This is a genomic window from Streptomyces sp. NPDC107454, assembly GCF_055582885.1.
In genome coordinates this window covers 443,442-459,227 of sequence record NZ_JBVJPA010000009.1, presented here as the reverse complement: position 1 = coordinate 459,227, position 15,786 = coordinate 443,442, and the positions used below count along the sequence as shown (strand labels likewise).

The window sequence follows — 15,786 nt, the reverse complement described above, 5'->3', positions numbered from 1 at the left end:
GTATAGGCATGGGCGACCGTCAGGACCGTGTGCTGGTCGGCGACGATCCCAGCCACCTGCTCGGATGGATCGAGTACGGATGTCTGGAGGATGCGATGGCCGACAAGACCACGCCCCGGCGTGCCGACCAGCGACGGGCGCGCACGCGAGCCTCCCTGGTGTGCGCGGCACAACGCCTGTTGGCCGAGGGGCGCACCGACGTCGCGGTCCTGGAGATCACCGAGCTCGCGGATGTCGGAGTCGGTTCGCTCTACAACCACTTCGACACCAAGGAAGACCTCTTCCGCGCCGCTGTCGAGGACGCGCTGGAGTGGTTCGGCGGTCTCATGGACCAGCTCACCGCGGACATCGACGACCCGGCGGTCGCGTACGCCCAGAGCTTCCGGATGACCGGCCGCCTGCACCGCCGCTACCCGCAGCTCAGCCGGGTTCTCCTGAACCACGGGCTCGAAGTGGCCTACTCCGACCGTGGGTTGGCGCCCCGCGCACTGCGCGACATCCGCACCGCGGCGGCCGCCGGACGCTTCGAGGTGGAGGATCTGGACCTCGCCCTCGCCATGACGGTCAGCGCCCAACTGGCCCTCGGTTCGCTGCTGCACGCGCAGCCCGACCGTGACGACGCGAAGTCCTCGGACCTGGTTGTCCGTGGTCTGCTGCGCCACTTCGGCATGACCGCCGACGAGGCCGAGCGGATCTGCTCGCTGGACCTGCCCGACCTGGACATGGTCGACGCCGCCGTCAGGTGAGCGTCCGCTGCTGGTCCGCGCGAGGGCTCACGCTTCGGCGGCAGCCTGCGCGACCGCCGCGGACGCGACATCGTCGACCACCGCACCCGCCTGTTCCTCCGGCACACCGGCCGCGATGAGCGTGGCGACGGCGACCCGGATTCCGTCGTCGTCCAGCGCCCCGGTGTTGACCGCTTCCAGCAGCGCGACCGTCATGGCCTCCAGTCCGGCGCTCAGCACAGCGGGCGGCAGTTGGGTGTGAAAGACGCCGTCTCGCTGACCTCGCTCCAGGATGGCCGTGGCCTCGTCGCGGGCCGGCGCCAGGATCTCGGCCACGCGTTCCATACCCAGGTCCTTGCGCGCCAGCGCCACGAGCATCCGATAGCGGTCGCCTACCGGCCACACGGAGAGCACGAAGTACGCGAGGGCCCGCTCGGCCGACTCCGTCGAGTCCGCTCCGGCCGAGACGACGCTGCGAATCGCCTCGGCCGCCTCCTCGGCGAGAGCCTCCAGCAACGCCGCGCGTCCGGGAAAGTGCCCGAAGAGGGTGCGCCGCACGACACCGGCGGCTCGCGCGAGTTCCTCCAGGGTGACGTCAGGGTTCCGCCCCAGTTCCTGGCGGGCCGTGGCCAGGATGCGCGCCCGGTTGGACCGTGAATTACGTCGCATCGGCTCGCGGGCCACGGGCTTGGGCACGGAAACAACCTCGGTGGATCGGTATGGGGTGAACGACGGACCCGGACGAGCCGCCCGCCCAGTCTGCCACGGGTCCCTCAGCGTGATCCGGAACCGGAACCGGATCTGTTCCGGCCCCGTCGGGACGGCGAGGCCCGGCCCGGCGGTCAGTCGTCGGACATGCCGGTTCCGCTGAGGGCGGGGACGGTGGCTTCCGGGCGAGTGAGGGAGAGGGCGCCGCGTCGGAACTGGTCGAGTTTGTCGATGATGGTCCGGCCGACGGGCGTGTGCCCCCAGACGCTGATGCCCCGGTGGGTGGTGGGCTGCCAGGTGGCTTCGTCGATGGTGACGGGGTTCCAGCCGACCTCCCATTCGAAGCCGGAGGGTGTGCGGGCGTAGTAGGAGAGCTCTTTGTCATTGGTGTGCTGTCCCACGGACAGCGCCATGTCGAAGCCGAGATCGCACACGCGCTGGTAGCTCTGGGCGATGTCGTCAAGGGTGGCGGCCTGGATGTTGAGGTGCTGGACGCGGGTGCGGATCGGGTCGATCGGCAGACCCTGGACGGCGGCGACGGCGATGGAGTGGTGGCGTTCGTTGACACGCAAGAAGCGGATTTTGAGTTTGACGCCGCCGATGGTCTCGTCGATGCAGTCGGTCAGACGTGCGTCGAAGACGGTGTTGTAGTAGCCGCGGATCAGTGTCGGTCTGGTGGAGGTGACAGCCACGTGACCCATGCCCGAGTCGCCCGTGACGAATCCGGAGGCGAGCATGCGCAGGGGCTCCGCGGACCTCACCGGCGCGGTGTAGATCTCCTGCGTGATGCCTTTGGGCCCCGGGAAGCGCAGGAGGCGTTCGACGCCGCGCAGGGCGGCTTCTTCGGCGGTGCCCTGGACGAGGGGGACGCCGTGGGCGCGTACGCGGGCCTCGATCCGTTCGAACGTGGAGTGGTCGGCGATGTGCCAGCCGGTGGCCACGACGTCCTCGGCCGGGCCGCGCCTCAGCAGGAAGCGGCACTCCTGGTCGTCGAGGCGGAACCGCATCAGCCCGGTGTCGGGAGCGTCGTGGTGCATGCCTATGGCGTCGGTGCCGAAGCGGCGCCAGTCGGTGAAGCGGTTCGTCTCGATGACGATGTAGCCGAGGTGGACGGCACCGAAGACGGACTCATGCGCAGGCGTGTTCATCGGCGCCCGGCCAGGAAGTCGGCGCACAGGCGATTGAAGAGTTCGGCGCGTTCGTACTGGACCCAATGCCCGGTGTTCGCTGCCAGGTACAGGTCGCAGTTGGGCATGCGATCGGCCAGCATGCGCCCGCCCTCGGGGCGGTTGACCTTGTCCTTCGCGCCCCAGAGCACCAGCGTGGGCACGGGCAGACGGGCCAGACGTCGGTCGCGGGTGAAGTCCATTCTCCACAGGGTGCGCAGGGCGTTCGGGCCGGACGGGCGGCGCAGCGGCGGTGCCGCGATGACCTCCGGATCGATGCTGTCCCGGTAGCGCGCGTCGATGACCTCGTCGGGCACGTCGGCGGCATTGAACACGAGGTGGTCACGAATGAACTTCTCCAGCTTCAGCCGCGAAGGCCCGCCACCGGAGTAGTAGTTCAGCAGACTGTTCAGACCCGGAGTGGGCAGGGCGCGGGTGGTGCCGATGCCGCCCGGGCCCATCAGGACCATACGGTCGACCCGGTCGGGTGTGTCCAGAGCCAGGCGCAGGGCGCAGGCACCGCCGTAAGAGTTGCCGACCATGTGGGCCCGCTCCAGACCGAGGCGGTCGAGCACGCCACGGATACCGTCGGCGAGGTGACCGAAGGGGTCCGCGCCGTCGACACCCTTGGTGCTGCGTCCATAACCGGGCAGGTCGGGAACGACGACGCGGTACTCCTTGGCCAACTGCCCAATGTTGCGTGCGTAGTTGGCGACCCCGGAGGCGCCGGGCCCGCCGCCGTGCAGCAGCAGGACGGGAGGGCCGTCGCCGGTCTCCGCGACGAAGATCTTCTTGTTCCCGACGTCGAGCAGGCGCTCCCGCATCGGTGGCAGTTCAGTATGCGTGGTCATGTCGGCCCTCACAGAGCGGTGGTCGGGATCGGGCGCGGAACGGGAGCGAATCCGGTCAGGGGCGGCGGGAGTTGAGCGCCCGCGGGGGCGGCGGCGTAGACGTACGCGTCCGGTCGCAGGGCGACGGTGGCCGCGCGGTGTTCGGCCAGCCAGGCGAGCAGTACGTCGTCGCTGTCGACGAGGGTGCCCTGCGCCGGGCGGGATCGGGCGGGCGTGATGGTGAGCGAGGGGATGCCGAGGCGGTCCCATGCGGGCTGGGGCGTGGCCGATCCGGCGTGCAGGAGCAGCCAGCGGCTGCCGAGTGCGTCGTCCAGCCGTATGCGTTCACCGTCGGCCCCGGTCACCCAGGGCTGGGGTATCTGACGGCCGGACGAGCGGGACCGGGGACGGGCCTGCAGACCCTCGGCATAGCGAGCCACGGGAATCCAGTTCGAGTCCTGCAGCCAGTCACCGAAGCCAGGCACGCGGTTCAGGGCCCGTAGCCCCGAGTCGCGGACCCTCGCCATCGGCCGTCGCCGTTCGGTGATCATCCGCCCGACGAACACCGCCCGCTTGGTGACCTCCTTGACGTGCGGTTTCCGCTCCGTCTCGTAGCTGTCGAGCACGGTCTCGGGCAGCTCGCCCCGGAGGACGGCGTCGAGTTTCCAGCACAGGTTCGCGACGTCGCGCACGCCGGCGGCCATGCCCTGGCCGATCCAGGGCGGCATGGCATGCGCGGCGTCACCCGCGAGGAAGACCCGGCCCGCCCGGAAGCGGGCGGCGAAGCGCACGTGGTGGCTGTAGACGGTGGTCCGCAGGATCTTGACGCTGTCCCGGCTGATCCCGTACCGGGCCACCAGTTCGTACACCGCCTCGTCGCCGGTCAGGTACTTCTCGTCGTCACCCGGCAGGATCGGGAACTCCCAGCGATGGTGACCGAGCGGGGTGGGGCAGTCCACTGCGGGCCGCGCGGGGTCGCAGCGGAAGCGCAGCCGGTCGTGGTCCGGCCAGGGCCTGAGCATCTCGGTGTCGATGACCACCCAGCGGTCTTCGTACGTCCGGCCCTCGTAGCCGATGTTGAGCTGAGCGCGGGTGAGGCTGGAACCGCCGTCGGCCGCGATGACGTACGAGGCACGGAGGCGGCGGACGGAGTCGTCGGCAGCGCAGACCACCGTCAGCTCCACGCCAACGGATTCCTGACACAGCCTCAGACACTCGTGCCGCAGCAGTACTTCGACGTTCGGGTGGCGGGCGACCCCGTCGCGCAGCACCTGCTCCAGCGCCGGCTGGTAGATGAACATCTGCGGCGGATGGCCGTGACCGCGTGGGGTGGGACGCGCGCCGAGGAAGGTGCGGCCCCGGGCGTCGACGAAGTCGAGCGGCCGGTCGGCCAGCATGTCCTGCTTGAGCCGGTCGGCAAGTCCGATGCGCTGCCAGATCCGCACGACCTCTTCGTCGGTCGAGATGGCCCTGGCTCGGGAGAACACCTCGGCGTCGCGTTCGAGCACGACGACCCGAAGGCCCAGCGCGCCCAGCAGGTTCGCCGCGGTGACGCCTGTGGGCCCGTAGCCGATCACCGCCACGTCATAGGCACTGTGTTCGGCACCGTCTTCGGCGCCGGCCTCGGCACTGACTTCGCTCACCAGCCCACCTCACTGTCGTCCCTGTTCGCGATGTGTTGCGAACTCATTGCTGTAGCGTTTACTCCAATTGGAACGAGCGCTACGGTAAGCTCGGTGCAGGACACGGTCAAGTGCCGGCACAACAGGAAGGGCACCCCCATGACCAGGCCGCAGACGCCGCGCAAGAAGCGTGCGAACGGGGTGGAGTCGCGGCAGCGCATCCTCGACGCCACGGTGGAGATCGCAGGTGAGCGCGGGTACGAGGGCACGTCGATCGCGGCGGTGAGCGCCAAGTGCGGACTGCCCGCGAGCTCGATCTACTGGCATTTCAAGGACAAGGACGACCTCATCGCCGCGGTCATCGAGCGCAGCTTCGAGACCTGGCTCGTAGCCGTCGAGCTGCCGATGGAAGAGACGGGCACACCGCTGGAGCGGGCCACGGCCATGGCAGCGAACGTGGCGAAGTCACTGGTCGACGCGCCGGACTTCCTGCGTCTCGGCCTCATGCTCGCCCTGGAGCGGCGGCCCGCCGAGCCTCGGGGCCGGACGGTGTTCCTCCAGGTCCGCGACATCGCGAGCCAGAAGATCACCGAGGTGGTCGAGTCCCTGTTCCCCGGCCTGGACGAGGACGCCGTGCGCACCCTCACCACCTACGCCGTCGCGGGCGCCGACGGCCTGTTCGTGCAGCGGGAGATCAGCGGCGACGCCGTCGACCTGGTGGCGATGTTCGAACTGCACGCCCAGTTGATCCACGACGCGGCGACCCGCCTGGCATCGAGGAGCAAGCGATGACGATGACCACCCACCAGCGTGCGGAAGCCGGGCGGCTGCTGCGCGAGGCAGCACATCACGTGGCACCCGTCGACCCGCTGTCGACCCTGTTTCCCGGCTTGGACCTGGCTGACGCCTACGCCGTCCAGCAGGACAACATCGCCCGGCGCCTGGCCGACGGGGCCACGGTCGTCGGACACAAGGTGGGCCTGACCACGGCAGCGATGCAGCAGCTCCTCGGCGTCGACGAGCCCGACTTCGGGCACCTGCTGGACGACATGGTCCACCGCGACGGCGGCACCGTACCGGCGGCGCGCTACTGCCGGCCGCGTATCGAGCCGGAGATCTGTTTCCGCCTCGCACGGCCCCTGCGCGGTCCCGGCATCACCGTCGAGGACGTCCTGGCGGCCACCGACGCGGTCGCCCCGGCTCTGGAGATCGTCGACAGCCGGATCCACGACTGGAGGATCACCCTGGTCGACACGGTCGCCGACAACGCCAGCTCCGCCGGGCTGCTCTGCGGCGCCTGGACACCCCTGACCGACGCGCCCGATCTCTCCACCGTCCTCGTCGACCTCATCCTCGACGGCGAGCGCGTCGCGTCGGGCAGCGGAAAGGAAGTGCTGGGCCACCCGGCCGCCGCGGTCGCCTGGCTGGCCAACACCCTCGCCCCCTTCGGCACCGCCCTGGAGCCCGGCCACGTGGTACTGCCCGGCGCCATGACCACCGCCCCCTTCATCAGCGCCGGCCAGAAGATCGAGGCACGCTTCACCGCCCTCGGCCCGGTGTCGGTGACCTTCACCTGAGCAAGACCCGAGGAGACTCTCCATGCCACCTGCCTCCATGCCACCTGCCTCAGCGCCGTGGCCGGTCGCCGTCATCGGCTCCGGCAATATCGGCACCGACCTGATGATCAAGATCCTGCGCGGTTCCGGCGCGCTGACGATGGGCGCGATGGTCGGCATCGACCCCGCCTCCGACGGACTGGCCCGCGCCCGCCGCCTGGGCATCGCCACCACCGCCGACGGCGTCGACGGACTCCTGTCCCTGCCCGAATTCGCGGACGTCAAGCTGGTCTTCGACGCCACCTCCGCGTCCGCCCACCGGGCGAACTGGGCCAAGCTGGAGCCCACCGGGGTACGAGTCCTCGATCTCACCCCCGCCGCGATCGGCCCGTACTGCGTGCCGGTGGTCAACCTCGACGCGCACCTCGACGCCCCGAACCTGAACATGGTCACCTGTGGCGGCCAGGCCACCGTCCCCATGGCCGCCGCGGTCGCCCAAGTCGCCCCCGTCGCCTACGCGGAGATCGTCTCCTCCATCGCCGCCCGGTCCGCCGGGCCCGGCACCCGCGCCAACATCGACGAGTTCACCGAGACCACGTCACGAGCGCTCCGCGAGGTCGCCGGGGCCGGGCGCAGCAAGGCCGTGATCATCCTCAACCCGGCCGAGCCGCCGATGCTGATGCGCAACACCGTGTACTGCCTGGTCGAGGGCGACTGCGACCACATCGCCATCGAGAACAGCATCCTGGCCATGGCCGAGAAGGTGCACGCCTATGTGCCCGGCTACCGGCTCAAGCAGCGGGTCCAGTTCGACACATACGGCCCGGACGACCCCCTGCACATCCCGCAGACGGGAAAGTTCACCGGCACGAAGGTGACTGTCATCGCGCACGGCGTCGGCATCCGACCGGGCCCGGCCGAGTAGGTGCTGCAGGCCGTACGGTGTGGCCGCCCCGGCCCACTCGGTGATGCTCCAGCAGCTTTTGCGCGGCAGGTCCGACAGGAGCCCCAGCGCCAGGTCTCGAATCCCGCGCCGGGGCTCCACCCCGCGAACCGCGTTCACGCACCGATGATCACCAGTGCCCGCACCGGTCTGCATCTCGGCTGACCTTCTCAACGAACTCACCCAGCACCGGCGGTGGCTCGGGCCCCTTGTCGGCCGCACTGCGCGACCGCGGTGAACGGTCGTCACCGGCATCGACGTCAGCGCCGGGATGCCGGCGTTGGCGAGGCGGCGGCCCGGTGACGACGTAGCCCTGCACATGGTCGACCTGAGCGACCGTCTGCCGTTCGCCGACGGTGCGTTCGACGACGTGGTCGCGTCGCTGGTGCTGCTCCACCTGGAGGACTGGGGGCCGTCACCCCGTTGAACGTCCAGTCGAAGGTACAGCTGGTGGTCGCGAAGCAGTCGGGCCGAGGTTCCTGGAACGTGTAGGCAGTCGTCCCGATGAGGTTCTGGCGCAAGCAGCTGCACGCGATGACCGATGCCTTCACCACCGCTGGATTCCGCCTTCAGATCCTCCGCGACTGCCGCCTCAGGGTCGACGGCGTCCACCACGCCATGCTCGACGTCGCCCGCCCGCACGACCTCATCCGCCCGGGACAAGTGAACAGGTCTCACGGCGGCGGAGCCGCTGGGCAACCCACGACCCCCTCGATGTCCGCCGGGCGTCGAGAGTTTCTTGGTCATTCCCGAGACGCTGGACCAGCGAGCGCCGGTCCAACTGACCTTCGCGTCATCCGTTAACCAGAGGAACCCACCCGCATCATTCCGATAGCATGATCGATCTACTTAGCCAACAACTAACAAATCGGCCAAAACAGTTGATATCGAGATCATCGCGGGTGTTTTCGCGAATAAACTCCAGAATTGCGTTCGCTGCGTGGCGCCAACCGCGGGCGATGCTGTGGGTCATGGCGGGCGTGACGGCCTTCGGGTTCCTCATCGCCCTGGAGATCGCTGCGCGTCGTTACGGCTTGCCGGGGCCGATCACCAACCAGGCGCGAGAGGTGATCTTCGCTCCCAAGTCGGGTTTCCTGCTGTACGCCGGTATGGCGTTGATGATGGTGGTGCTCACCTGGCGGCAACGGTTCATCGCGGCTGGTGTCGCAGTCGGTATCGACGTCGCCATCCTGCTGGTGCGGTGGGCGGCCGACGCCGAGGTGACCGAAGGCCACCCCTTCGGCAATGGCGCGTTGTGGGTGATTCTGGGCCATGCGGTGATCGCCATCACGCGCCGCACCGGCCTGGAACGTGTCCTGCTGCTGAAGGGCGTCGGCCTCGGCCTACTGCTGGTGACCGGCCGCAAGACTGGTGACACCTGGCTCCTCATCACGTCGAAGACCCGCCCGACGACGCTCGACCAGTACGTGGCAACCGCCGACCACGCGCTGGGCAACCCGTCGTGGCTGGTGGGCCGGATGGTCACAGCCACCGGCCCGATCGGCGCCCATGTTCTCGGCTTCGTCTACATTCAGCTTGCGGTGGCCGCGGTCGTCGTGGCGCTGTACCAGCTGCGTAACGTGGCGGTCGAGCGCCGCTTCCCGCGCCATCATCTGGTGCGCACGTTTCTGGTCATCGGCCTCCTCGGGCCGGCCATCTACATGATCTTCCCGGTGGTCGGACCGGTCTTCGCCTTCGGCGCGGACGGCGGGCACTGGGCGGTGGCCAATCTGTGGCCGAATACGCCGCCGCCGATCAATACCCCGCACCAAATGCCATTCGACGGGATCACCCCACGCAACTGCATGCCCAGCCTGCATACAGCGTGGGCCACCGCGATTTTCATTCATTCCCGTAGGGGTCCACGGATTCTGCGATTCGCAGGCGCGTTCTGGCTGATTGCCACGCTCGGCGCGACGCTGGGATTCGGCTACCACTACGGCGTGGATCTCGTTGCCGGTGTGGTGTTCGCATTCACGATCGAGGCAGCGCTGCGCTCGCTCGACCGCGGCTGGGACCGGTCAGGAATCCAGCTGGTCACCTACAGTGCCACGGTCTTCGCCGCGCTCTTGCTGTCATATCGCTATCTGCCCGTGGAGATGGCCAGACATCCGTGGATATTTGGGCCACTTCTCATTCTGGCAATGGCCTCAGTGGTCCGCGGCTTCACGCAGACCGCCAGGCTGTGGGATCCGAAGACCGCACCAGCGCGGCTACCGGAACCGCAACCCGAACTAGTTTGAGTTACAGGCCATTTCATTTGGGGAGTCTGCGGTAGCAGATGGGTGTGGCCGCGACAGTTGGTTCCACGTGCGGCCGGACGTGGCCACGAACACAATCGCGGCCACGACCTCCCTGCCCCCGCGAGACGCCCGCTGGGGGAGGCGGGGAGTTCGGTGATCCATGTGGCCGAACCGACTCTGCGCGAGGAGTGGGGATCCTCCGGCGCGGTGGTGTCAGACTGAGGTTCCGGGTCCACGATCCGGTGGGGCTGGGCCTGGAGATGAGTCCGGCCTGGACGTCGATGCCCAACACCGGCCGGCCCACGGGCCGACGGCATCGCCGTCATCGGACCGCTCGCGACCACACCTCGCTACCAGGCCGGTGGCAGTTCTCACCTCAACCCGACCCGGCTCGACAACGCCCTGGACGAGATCCGCACCCTGGCCGCCGAGCGGGACCGCCCGGTGGAGTGCGCGCACGGTTTCACGCCGGACGGTTCCGGCGACAGCCGCCGTCTTCGCCGGGCTCGCGGAGAGCGAGAAGTCCGAGAGGAGTCCGAGGGAAGTCCGAGGGGTACGCCCGCGACCGCCTCCGCTTCCCAGCCGCGCAGGTCGGACTGGTTTCGTGAACTTCCCCGGCGAGCAGGGTCACGTCCGCCACGGCGAGGGCGTCATGGTGGGCTACCGCTGGTACGAGACAATCCGCACGGACCGACCACGAACCCTGGACCCTGCTGGGCGTTCCACACCCCGACGACGCATTCGGCACCTCCTACCGCCACGAACCAGCAGATCCAGGAGGGAATGCGCAGGCGCTACCCAGGAGCACCGGATCCCGCCGCCGACCCGCCCGCTTCCTTCCCTCAGGAGCTGTACGACTGATGCGTTCCGTTTTCGGGGATGGTCGGCAAGCCGTGGGCGCCGGGTGTTGATGCCGCGACGCCACACATGTCGCGCGGCTTCAGCCAGGGATCGGACGCCCGCCCGCGGGGCGCTCGCTCCTGAGCTCCTCTGTGACACCTGGTCGGCTGTGCGCCGGTGACAGCCGAATTGCGGTGCCGTAGCGGCGATCAGGTACCGGTCGAGGACCTGGCGCCCGGCGTATCCTCGTCCGTCGCAACGCGGGGAAGGAGCGTCAAGGCTTGCTCGGCGGCCCTGTTGACGACCCCGGCAGTGGCTCCCGTCCAGCCCAGGGCCTCAAGCCGCCGAAGCGCGGCAAGCAGGAGGCCGGCGAGGCTGTCCGCGTTCGCGTCAGCACCCAGAGAGCCTTCCGCGGGCCAGCGCGATGCGGCTCCGCAGCGCGCCGTGCAGTCCGCGGACAACCGCGGCGATTCGCTCGGCAACGCACTCCGAACGGCCGGTCGGAGCGGGTCACGACGTTGTTGACGTGGCATCGGTCAGCGGCTTCGGTGGGTAGGCGCGGAGCACGAGCGACGTGGTGGCAGAGCCGTAGCGGGCAAGCGCGTCGACGACTTCTTCGAGTCGTCCTGCCTGCGGGCAGTGGACGTCGAAGATGAGGCAGTCCTCCCCGGTGACTCTCAGGGTGGAGACGACCTCGGGGATCCGCGAAGCCAAGTCAAGGGCTCGGGAGAGCTGGGCATGCGTAGTGCGCAGGCGAATGATCGCGTGAATGTTCAGACCGAGTGCCGCTGGGTCGACATCGGCCCGGTAGCCGGTGATGACGCCGTTCTTCTCCAGCCGCTGGATGCGCGCACTGGCCGCGGGCTGCGACAGTCCGACGCGGCGTCCTACCTCCGCTCCGGTCAACCGGCCTTCAGCCTGGAGCAAGGCGAGGATGTCCCGGTCGATCCGGTCAAGTGATTCCATCGTTGTCCGCACCATCTTCTTTGAGATCGCTTGCGTCGCTGTCGCTGTTCTGTTGCTTCCAACAGAATCAGCGTCAGACGTCCCCAAGATCGCAGGGGGCGACGAGTGAAACGGTGGCAAGCAGTGGTCGCGTACGTCATCATCCCCGGCATTGACGGCTCCGACGAGCAGCACTGGCAGACCTTGTGGCAGCAGCAGTGGGGAACCTCAGCGGTGAGGATCTCCCCTGCCTCGTGGTCCGCCCCCGACCTGTATGACTGGGTCAACGCTGTCCAGACGGCGTACGACGATGCTTGCCGTGAGGACAGCCACGTTGTGCTGGTAGCCCACAGTTTGGGCTGTTGGGCGGCCTCCACCTGGCTGAACAAGAACCCGGCGAGCCCGATACACGGCGCGTTCCTGGTCGCGCCACCCGACCCACAGGGGCCGGCGTTCCCACGACACACGGCCCCGACGTTCATCGAACTGTCCGCACAACCGTTGCCGTGCCCGGCCCTGGTGGTGGGCAGCACCGACGACCCGTACTGCACCCCCGAGGCGGCCGTGGACTTCGCGGAGCGATGGGCGGCGCGATGGCATCCGGCAGGCGCGTGCGGACACATCAACTCCGCCGGCGACCTGGGCCCGTGGCCGCATGGCCGCGAGCTCCTGGACTCACTGACCCAGCTGTGATCAACGACCGCAGGGAACGGTGCCCACCATCAGGTGCCACCCTGCGGTTCCAGTTGGCCCGGGCCGCCCGCTGCGTCCGGCGGTGCAACTGATCCGGCGTCACATTCAAGTCAGGGGACCTCAGTTGCTTCCGCCCACGAGATCACCGAGCTTGCACCGCAAACAGAATTGCTGTTCTGTTAGTGTGCTTCACAAGCAGCATGCAGATTCCTTCTGTGGGGGTGTGGTGCCGCGACTCACCGAAGCGCGCAAGGAGCTCCGGCGCACCCAGATCACCGAAGCCGCCGTACGCTGCTTCGGCCGCAACGGCCTGGAGCGGACCTCGATCGCCGACATCACCGCCGAGTCCGGCCTCTCGACCGGCTCGATCTACGCCCACTACAACAACAAGGCCGACCTGGTCCAAGCCGCCGCCCGCGAGGTGCTCGCCCAGCGCGCCGCGGTCCTCGGCGAGTACGCCGACAGCGACACCCCGCCCGACCCGGAGGAACTGCTGGCCCGCCTGATCGCCGCCATCGACGTCGTCGACGCCCGGGTCGGCGTGCAGACCTGGGGTGAGGCGACCACCGACCCGGCCATCCGCGACATCGTCGTCGACATGACAGACCGGATGCGCGCACTGCTGCACGACTGCGTCACGGCCTGGCTGGTCAAGGTCGAGCACCACGAGCCGGCCGAGGCCCGCGAACGCGCCACCCCGATCGCTCACCGAATCTCGGCGCTCTACCTGGCCGAGCTGCTGTACGCCGCCTTGCGATCACCGACCGAGGAGACAGCTTTATGACCGCCCTGACCGCCCTGACCGCTTCGTTCGCCGGCCGCACCGTTTTACGGGTCGGCTACGGCGCATTACAGCTCGAACGCCTGCATGACCGCCGCGACGAGGCAGTCGAACTGCTGCGCCACGCGGTCGAGTTGGGCGTCGACCACGTGGACACCGCCGAGTTCTACGGCTTCGGTTTCGCCAACGACGTGATCCGCGAGACGCTGCGCCCCGAGGACGACGTCCTGATTGTCACGAAGGTCGGCGCCGACCCCAACCCGGGCGGGCGGCCGCCGCTGCGTGTGGCGCAGCGGCCCGAACAGCTGCGCGCCAGCGTCGAGGACAACCTGCGCAGCCTCGGCGTCGACCGGCTCCCGGTGGTCAACCTCCGCCGCCTGGACACCGGCCCCGGCCTGCGTCCCGAGAGCGACCAAGTGGTCGGCCTCGACGACCAGCTCGCGGTCATGACCGCCCTGCGCGACGAGGGCAAGATCGGTGCGATCGGGCTGAGCAGCGTCACCCTCGACGGCCTGCGCCGCGCTCTGCCGGCGGGCATCGCCTGCGTGCAGAACGCGTACAGCCTCGTCTCCCGCGAGGACGAGGACATGCTGCAGCTGTGTGCGGCCGAGGGCATCGCCTGGGTGCCGTTCTTCCCGCTCGGCGGGGCCTTCCCGGGTCTGCCCAAGATCACCGATGAGCCGGTGGTGCACGCCGTGGCCGAGTCCCTGGGCGTCACACCCTCCCAGGTCGGCCTTGCCTGGCTACTGCACCACGCCCCGAACGTATTGCTCATCCCCGGCACCGCCGACCCCGCACACCTCGAGGCCAACCTGGCGGCCGGCAAGATCACCTTCGACGCCGCGACCCTCGCCGCCCTCGATGCGATCGAGTCCCGTCCCAACGAGCTGCCCATCGGCTGACCGGAACCGTTCTCAGGGCGGATCACGAATGCCGTCATCTGCCGCCACGACGGCGGCCCCGAGGTTCTTCACCTCGTGGACCGCGGCCTGCCCGCGCCCGGCCCCGGCGAGGTTCGCGTCCGGGTTGCCGTGTCCGGGGTCAACCAGACCGACTGGCAGGCGCGCTCCGGCGTCGCCCACCCCAAGCACTTCTTGGAGGTCGGTTAGCGGGTCCGGGTGTTCATGGCCGCCGCCGGGCGGCCCACCGGTACCGCCGCCGAGTTCGCCGTCGTACCCGCCGAGCGGGCCGCGCCGTTGCCCGACGAGACCGGTTTCGACGTAGACGCCTCACTCCCCTCGCCTGGTTGTTCAGCCCTGGGCGAGTTCCGCCAGGGCATCGAGCCGGGTGGGCGTCCAGCCGAGCTCGCGGCGCGCCCGGGCGCCGCTGAACTGCTGGTCGAGGGCGAACGCCTCGGCGATCGGGCCCATCCGCCGTACGGCCTCCTCGACGGTCAGCGACTCGATCCGGTCCGGGCATCCGGCGGCGTGGCTGAGGGCCCGGGTGACGTCCGCCAGCGGAAGGTTCTGGCCGCCGACCCCGGCGTAGACGGAACCGGCCGGGGCGTTCAGGGCCAGGACGTACAGCTCGGCGATGTCGTCGACATGGACCAGTGCCCAGTGGTTGGAGCCGTCCCCGATGCAGGGCACGGCTCCTGCGGTACGCCCCTGCTCGACGAAGAACGACTGCGCCAGTCCGCCGGAGCGGCCGTAGACCAGCCCTGGCATCACGACCACCGGGCGCCCTCCGGTGGCGGCCCGGGCGAGCACCCGCTTCTCGTTCTCCAGCCGCCAGGCGGTGATACGCGGCGGGCTCAGCGGGGCGTCCTCGTCGACGACCCCGTCCGTGTCGCCGTACACCCACACCCCGCCGGTGTGCACATAGGGTCCGCTTCCTACGCCGTCCTGCAATGCCTCCGCCGCCGCGCGGTCGACGTCCGCGGTGCCCTCGGCGTAGTCCACCCCGAGGTGGATGACCCCGTCGGCCCTGCGGGCCGCCTCATGGAGCACACCGGTGTCGCTGAGCGCCCCCGCAACCGGGGTAGCGCCGAGGTCCGACACGGTGCGCGCCGCGTGCTCGCTGCGCGCCAGCGCCGTCACGCCGATGCCGTGCCCGGTCAGTGCACGGATGGTGGAGCGGCCGATGTAGCCGGAGCCGCCTGTGATGAAGATCTGCATCGCTCTCACGGTCCTAGTGGTCGGCGGCGGGAGATTCCGCCGCTCCTCCACCCTGTCTCCGTGCCGCGGCCGGCGTCCAAGACCTCTTCCGTCAACGGTGATACCCCCAGGGCATCGGCGCTGGACAAGGGGAGATGGAAGGACGAGGAAGCCCCCGGACGTCGCGACGTGGTACCGCTCCTCCGCGACGACGGCGACCGAGGGCCGCGGTCCAACACCTCGCCGCCGGTTCGCTCGGGGAGGTCACACCACTCGGGGGCGGCGTCGGGGCCCTGCGGCAGCCGCTCGGGAGCGAGATCCGCGTTGACGGCCGCCGACCGTCCACTGCTGGAGGACACGCGCCCCGTGCCCGTCGCCGCGCAGGCGCCGTGCCGGCTTGTAGGGGGTTACGGATCCGGAAAGTTCGCAGGGGGCTCGACGACACCGGAGTCCACGCCAGGGTGAGGCCCGCGGTAACGGTGTCGAGGTCCTGGCGGAGGGAGCCGGCGAGGCCCCGCATCGGCTTCGGGGCGTCCTGTTCAGCCTGGTGGATCCACTCCCGCAGCAGGATGGTCGCGCCGGTTTCGGCGGCGGTCGACAGCGGCTTCCAGTGCGCCGGGGCTGGCTTTCGTGACCGC

Annotated in this window: 15 protein-coding genes and 2 pseudogenes; 10 read left to right on the top strand and 7 right to left on the bottom strand. The window is 69.3% G+C overall.

Features of this window, described 5'->3' with window-relative positions:
- Positions 1-8 precede the first annotated feature (8 nt).
- Complete coding sequence (locus tag ACZ69M_RS25410) at positions 9-746, top strand: TetR/AcrR family transcriptional regulator (protein ID WP_470053146.1); 738 nt, start codon at positions 9-11, stop codon at positions 744-746.
- 27 nt (positions 747-773) lie between these two features.
- Here the strand turns inward: ACZ69M_RS25410 and ACZ69M_RS25405 are convergent, their stop codons facing one another.
- The 4 genes from ACZ69M_RS25405 to ACZ69M_RS25390 form a co-directional block, all read right to left on the bottom strand.
- A complete protein-coding gene (locus tag ACZ69M_RS25405; RefSeq protein WP_470053144.1) occupies positions 774-1,421 on the bottom strand; it encodes a TetR/AcrR family transcriptional regulator in 648 nt (215 codons plus the stop codon).
- Positions 1,422-1,567: 146 nt separating this feature from the next.
- The gene (locus ACZ69M_RS25400; protein ID WP_470053142.1) at positions 1,568-2,581 is read right to left on the bottom strand and encodes a VOC family protein; all 1,014 of its coding nucleotides are present in this window, start codon (positions 2,579-2,581) and stop codon (positions 1,568-1,570) included.
- Positions 2,578-3,450, bottom strand: a complete 873-nt coding sequence (locus tag ACZ69M_RS25395; protein ID WP_470053140.1) for an alpha/beta fold hydrolase — start codon at positions 3,448-3,450, stop codon at positions 2,578-2,580. The genes ACZ69M_RS25400 and ACZ69M_RS25395 overlap by 4 nt, the downstream gene beginning before the upstream one ends.
- Before the next feature lie 8 nt (positions 3,451-3,458).
- Positions 3,459-5,072, bottom strand: coding sequence for a bifunctional 3-(3-hydroxy-phenyl)propionate/3-hydroxycinnamic acid hydroxylase (locus ACZ69M_RS25390; protein WP_470053138.1), 1,614 nt, complete (start codon positions 5,070-5,072; stop codon positions 3,459-3,461).
- A 138-nt stretch (positions 5,073-5,210) separates the two neighbouring features.
- On the opposite strand from ACZ69M_RS25390, the gene ACZ69M_RS25385 reads away from it, so the two are divergent.
- The 3 genes from ACZ69M_RS25385 to ACZ69M_RS25375 are packed head-to-tail and all read left to right on the top strand — an operon-like array spanning position 5,211 to position 7,532.
- Positions 5,211-5,843, top strand: a complete 633-nt coding sequence (locus tag ACZ69M_RS25385; RefSeq protein ID WP_470053136.1) for a TetR/AcrR family transcriptional regulator — start codon at positions 5,211-5,213, stop codon at positions 5,841-5,843.
- Complete coding sequence (locus tag ACZ69M_RS25380) at positions 5,840-6,628, top strand: 2-keto-4-pentenoate hydratase (protein ID WP_470053134.1); 789 nt, start codon at positions 5,840-5,842, stop codon at positions 6,626-6,628. Before ACZ69M_RS25385 ends, ACZ69M_RS25380 begins: the two co-directional genes overlap by 4 nt.
- 22 nt (positions 6,629-6,650) lie before the next feature.
- Positions 6,651-7,532, top strand: coding sequence for an acetaldehyde dehydrogenase (acetylating) (locus ACZ69M_RS25375; RefSeq protein ID WP_470053132.1), 882 nt, complete (start codon positions 6,651-6,653; stop codon positions 7,530-7,532).
- Here the strand turns inward: ACZ69M_RS25375 and ACZ69M_RS25370 are convergent.
- Positions 7,434-7,706 (bottom strand): annotated as a pseudogene (locus ACZ69M_RS25370) (hypothetical protein); the annotation flags it as partial. The gene ACZ69M_RS25375 and the pseudogene ACZ69M_RS25370 sit on opposite strands and share 99 nt — an antisense overlap.
- A gap of 148 nt (positions 7,707-7,854) precedes the next feature.
- On the opposite strand from ACZ69M_RS25370, the pseudogene ACZ69M_RS25365 reads away from it, so the two are divergent.
- Both ACZ69M_RS25365 and ACZ69M_RS25360 read left to right on the top strand, forming a co-directional pair.
- A pseudogene (locus tag ACZ69M_RS25365) lies at positions 7,855-8,210 on the top strand (hypothetical protein); the annotation flags it as partial.
- A 299-nt stretch (positions 8,211-8,509) separates the two neighbouring features.
- Complete coding sequence (locus ACZ69M_RS25360) at positions 8,510-9,793, top strand: phosphatase PAP2 family protein (RefSeq protein ID WP_470053130.1); 1,284 nt, start codon at positions 8,510-8,512, stop codon at positions 9,791-9,793.
- Between the two features lie 1,350 nt (positions 9,794-11,143).
- Here the strand turns inward: ACZ69M_RS25360 and ACZ69M_RS25355 are convergent.
- Complete coding sequence (locus tag ACZ69M_RS25355) at positions 11,144-11,599, bottom strand: Lrp/AsnC family transcriptional regulator (RefSeq protein WP_470053203.1); 456 nt, start codon at positions 11,597-11,599, stop codon at positions 11,144-11,146.
- Positions 11,600-11,704: 105 nt separating this feature from the next.
- Between ACZ69M_RS25355 and ACZ69M_RS25350 the strand changes: the two genes are divergently transcribed.
- The 4 genes from ACZ69M_RS25350 to ACZ69M_RS25335 all read left to right on the top strand — a co-directional run bounded on the left by ACZ69M_RS25350 (position 11,705) and on the right by ACZ69M_RS25335 (position 14,161).
- Positions 11,705-12,271 (top strand): RBBP9/YdeN family alpha/beta hydrolase, encoded by a 567-nt coding sequence (locus ACZ69M_RS25350; RefSeq protein ID WP_470053128.1) that lies wholly within the window; start codon positions 11,705-11,707, stop codon positions 12,269-12,271.
- Between the two features lie 226 nt (positions 12,272-12,497).
- A complete protein-coding gene (locus ACZ69M_RS25345) occupies positions 12,498-13,055 on the top strand; it encodes a TetR/AcrR family transcriptional regulator (RefSeq protein ID WP_470053126.1) in 558 nt (185 codons plus the stop codon).
- The gene (locus ACZ69M_RS25340) at positions 13,052-13,954 is read left to right on the top strand and encodes an aldo/keto reductase (RefSeq protein ID WP_470053124.1); all 903 of its coding nucleotides are present in this window, start codon (positions 13,052-13,054) and stop codon (positions 13,952-13,954) included. The genes ACZ69M_RS25345 and ACZ69M_RS25340 overlap by 4 nt, the downstream gene beginning before the upstream one ends.
- Positions 13,955-14,029: 75 nt before the next feature.
- Entirely contained in the window at positions 14,030-14,161 is a 132-nt protein-coding gene (locus ACZ69M_RS25335; protein WP_470053122.1) for a hypothetical protein, read from the top strand.
- A gap of 141 nt (positions 14,162-14,302) precedes the next feature.
- On the opposite strand, the gene ACZ69M_RS25330 is transcribed toward ACZ69M_RS25335, so the two are convergent.
- Entirely contained in the window at positions 14,303-15,169 is an 867-nt protein-coding gene (locus ACZ69M_RS25330; protein WP_470053120.1) for an NAD-dependent epimerase/dehydratase family protein, read from the bottom strand.
- Positions 15,170-15,786: the final 617 nt, after the last annotated feature.

Excerpts from the sequence above, each read along its gene's own strand:
- ACZ69M_RS25410 (WP_470053146.1), top strand. The coding sequence starts at position 9 with ATGGGCGACCGTCAGGACCGTGTGCTGGTCGGCGACGATCCCAGCCAC.
- ACZ69M_RS25400 (WP_470053142.1), bottom strand. The coding sequence starts at position 2,581 with ATGAACACGCCTGCGCATGAGTCCGTCTTCGGTGCCGTCCACCTCGGC.
- ACZ69M_RS25395 (WP_470053140.1), bottom strand. The coding sequence starts at position 3,450 with ATGACCACGCATACTGAACTGCCACCGATGCGGGAGCGCCTGCTCGAC.
- ACZ69M_RS25385 (WP_470053136.1), top strand. The coding sequence starts at position 5,211 with ATGACCAGGCCGCAGACGCCGCGCAAGAAGCGTGCGAACGGGGTGGAG.
- ACZ69M_RS25380 (WP_470053134.1), top strand. The coding sequence starts at position 5,840 with ATGACGATGACCACCCACCAGCGTGCGGAAGCCGGGCGGCTGCTGCGC.
- ACZ69M_RS25375 (WP_470053132.1), top strand. The coding sequence starts at position 6,651 with ATGCCACCTGCCTCCATGCCACCTGCCTCAGCGCCGTGGCCGGTCGCC.
- ACZ69M_RS25360 (WP_470053130.1), top strand. The coding sequence starts at position 8,510 with ATGCTGTGGGTCATGGCGGGCGTGACGGCCTTCGGGTTCCTCATCGCC.
- ACZ69M_RS25355 (WP_470053203.1), bottom strand. The coding sequence starts at position 11,599 with ATGGAATCACTTGACCGGATCGACCGGGACATCCTCGCCTTGCTCCAG.
- ACZ69M_RS25340 (WP_470053124.1), top strand. The coding sequence starts at position 13,052 with ATGACCGCCCTGACCGCCCTGACCGCTTCGTTCGCCGGCCGCACCGTT.
- ACZ69M_RS25330 (WP_470053120.1), bottom strand. The coding sequence starts at position 15,169 with ATGCAGATCTTCATCACAGGCGGCTCCGGCTACATCGGCCGCTCCACC.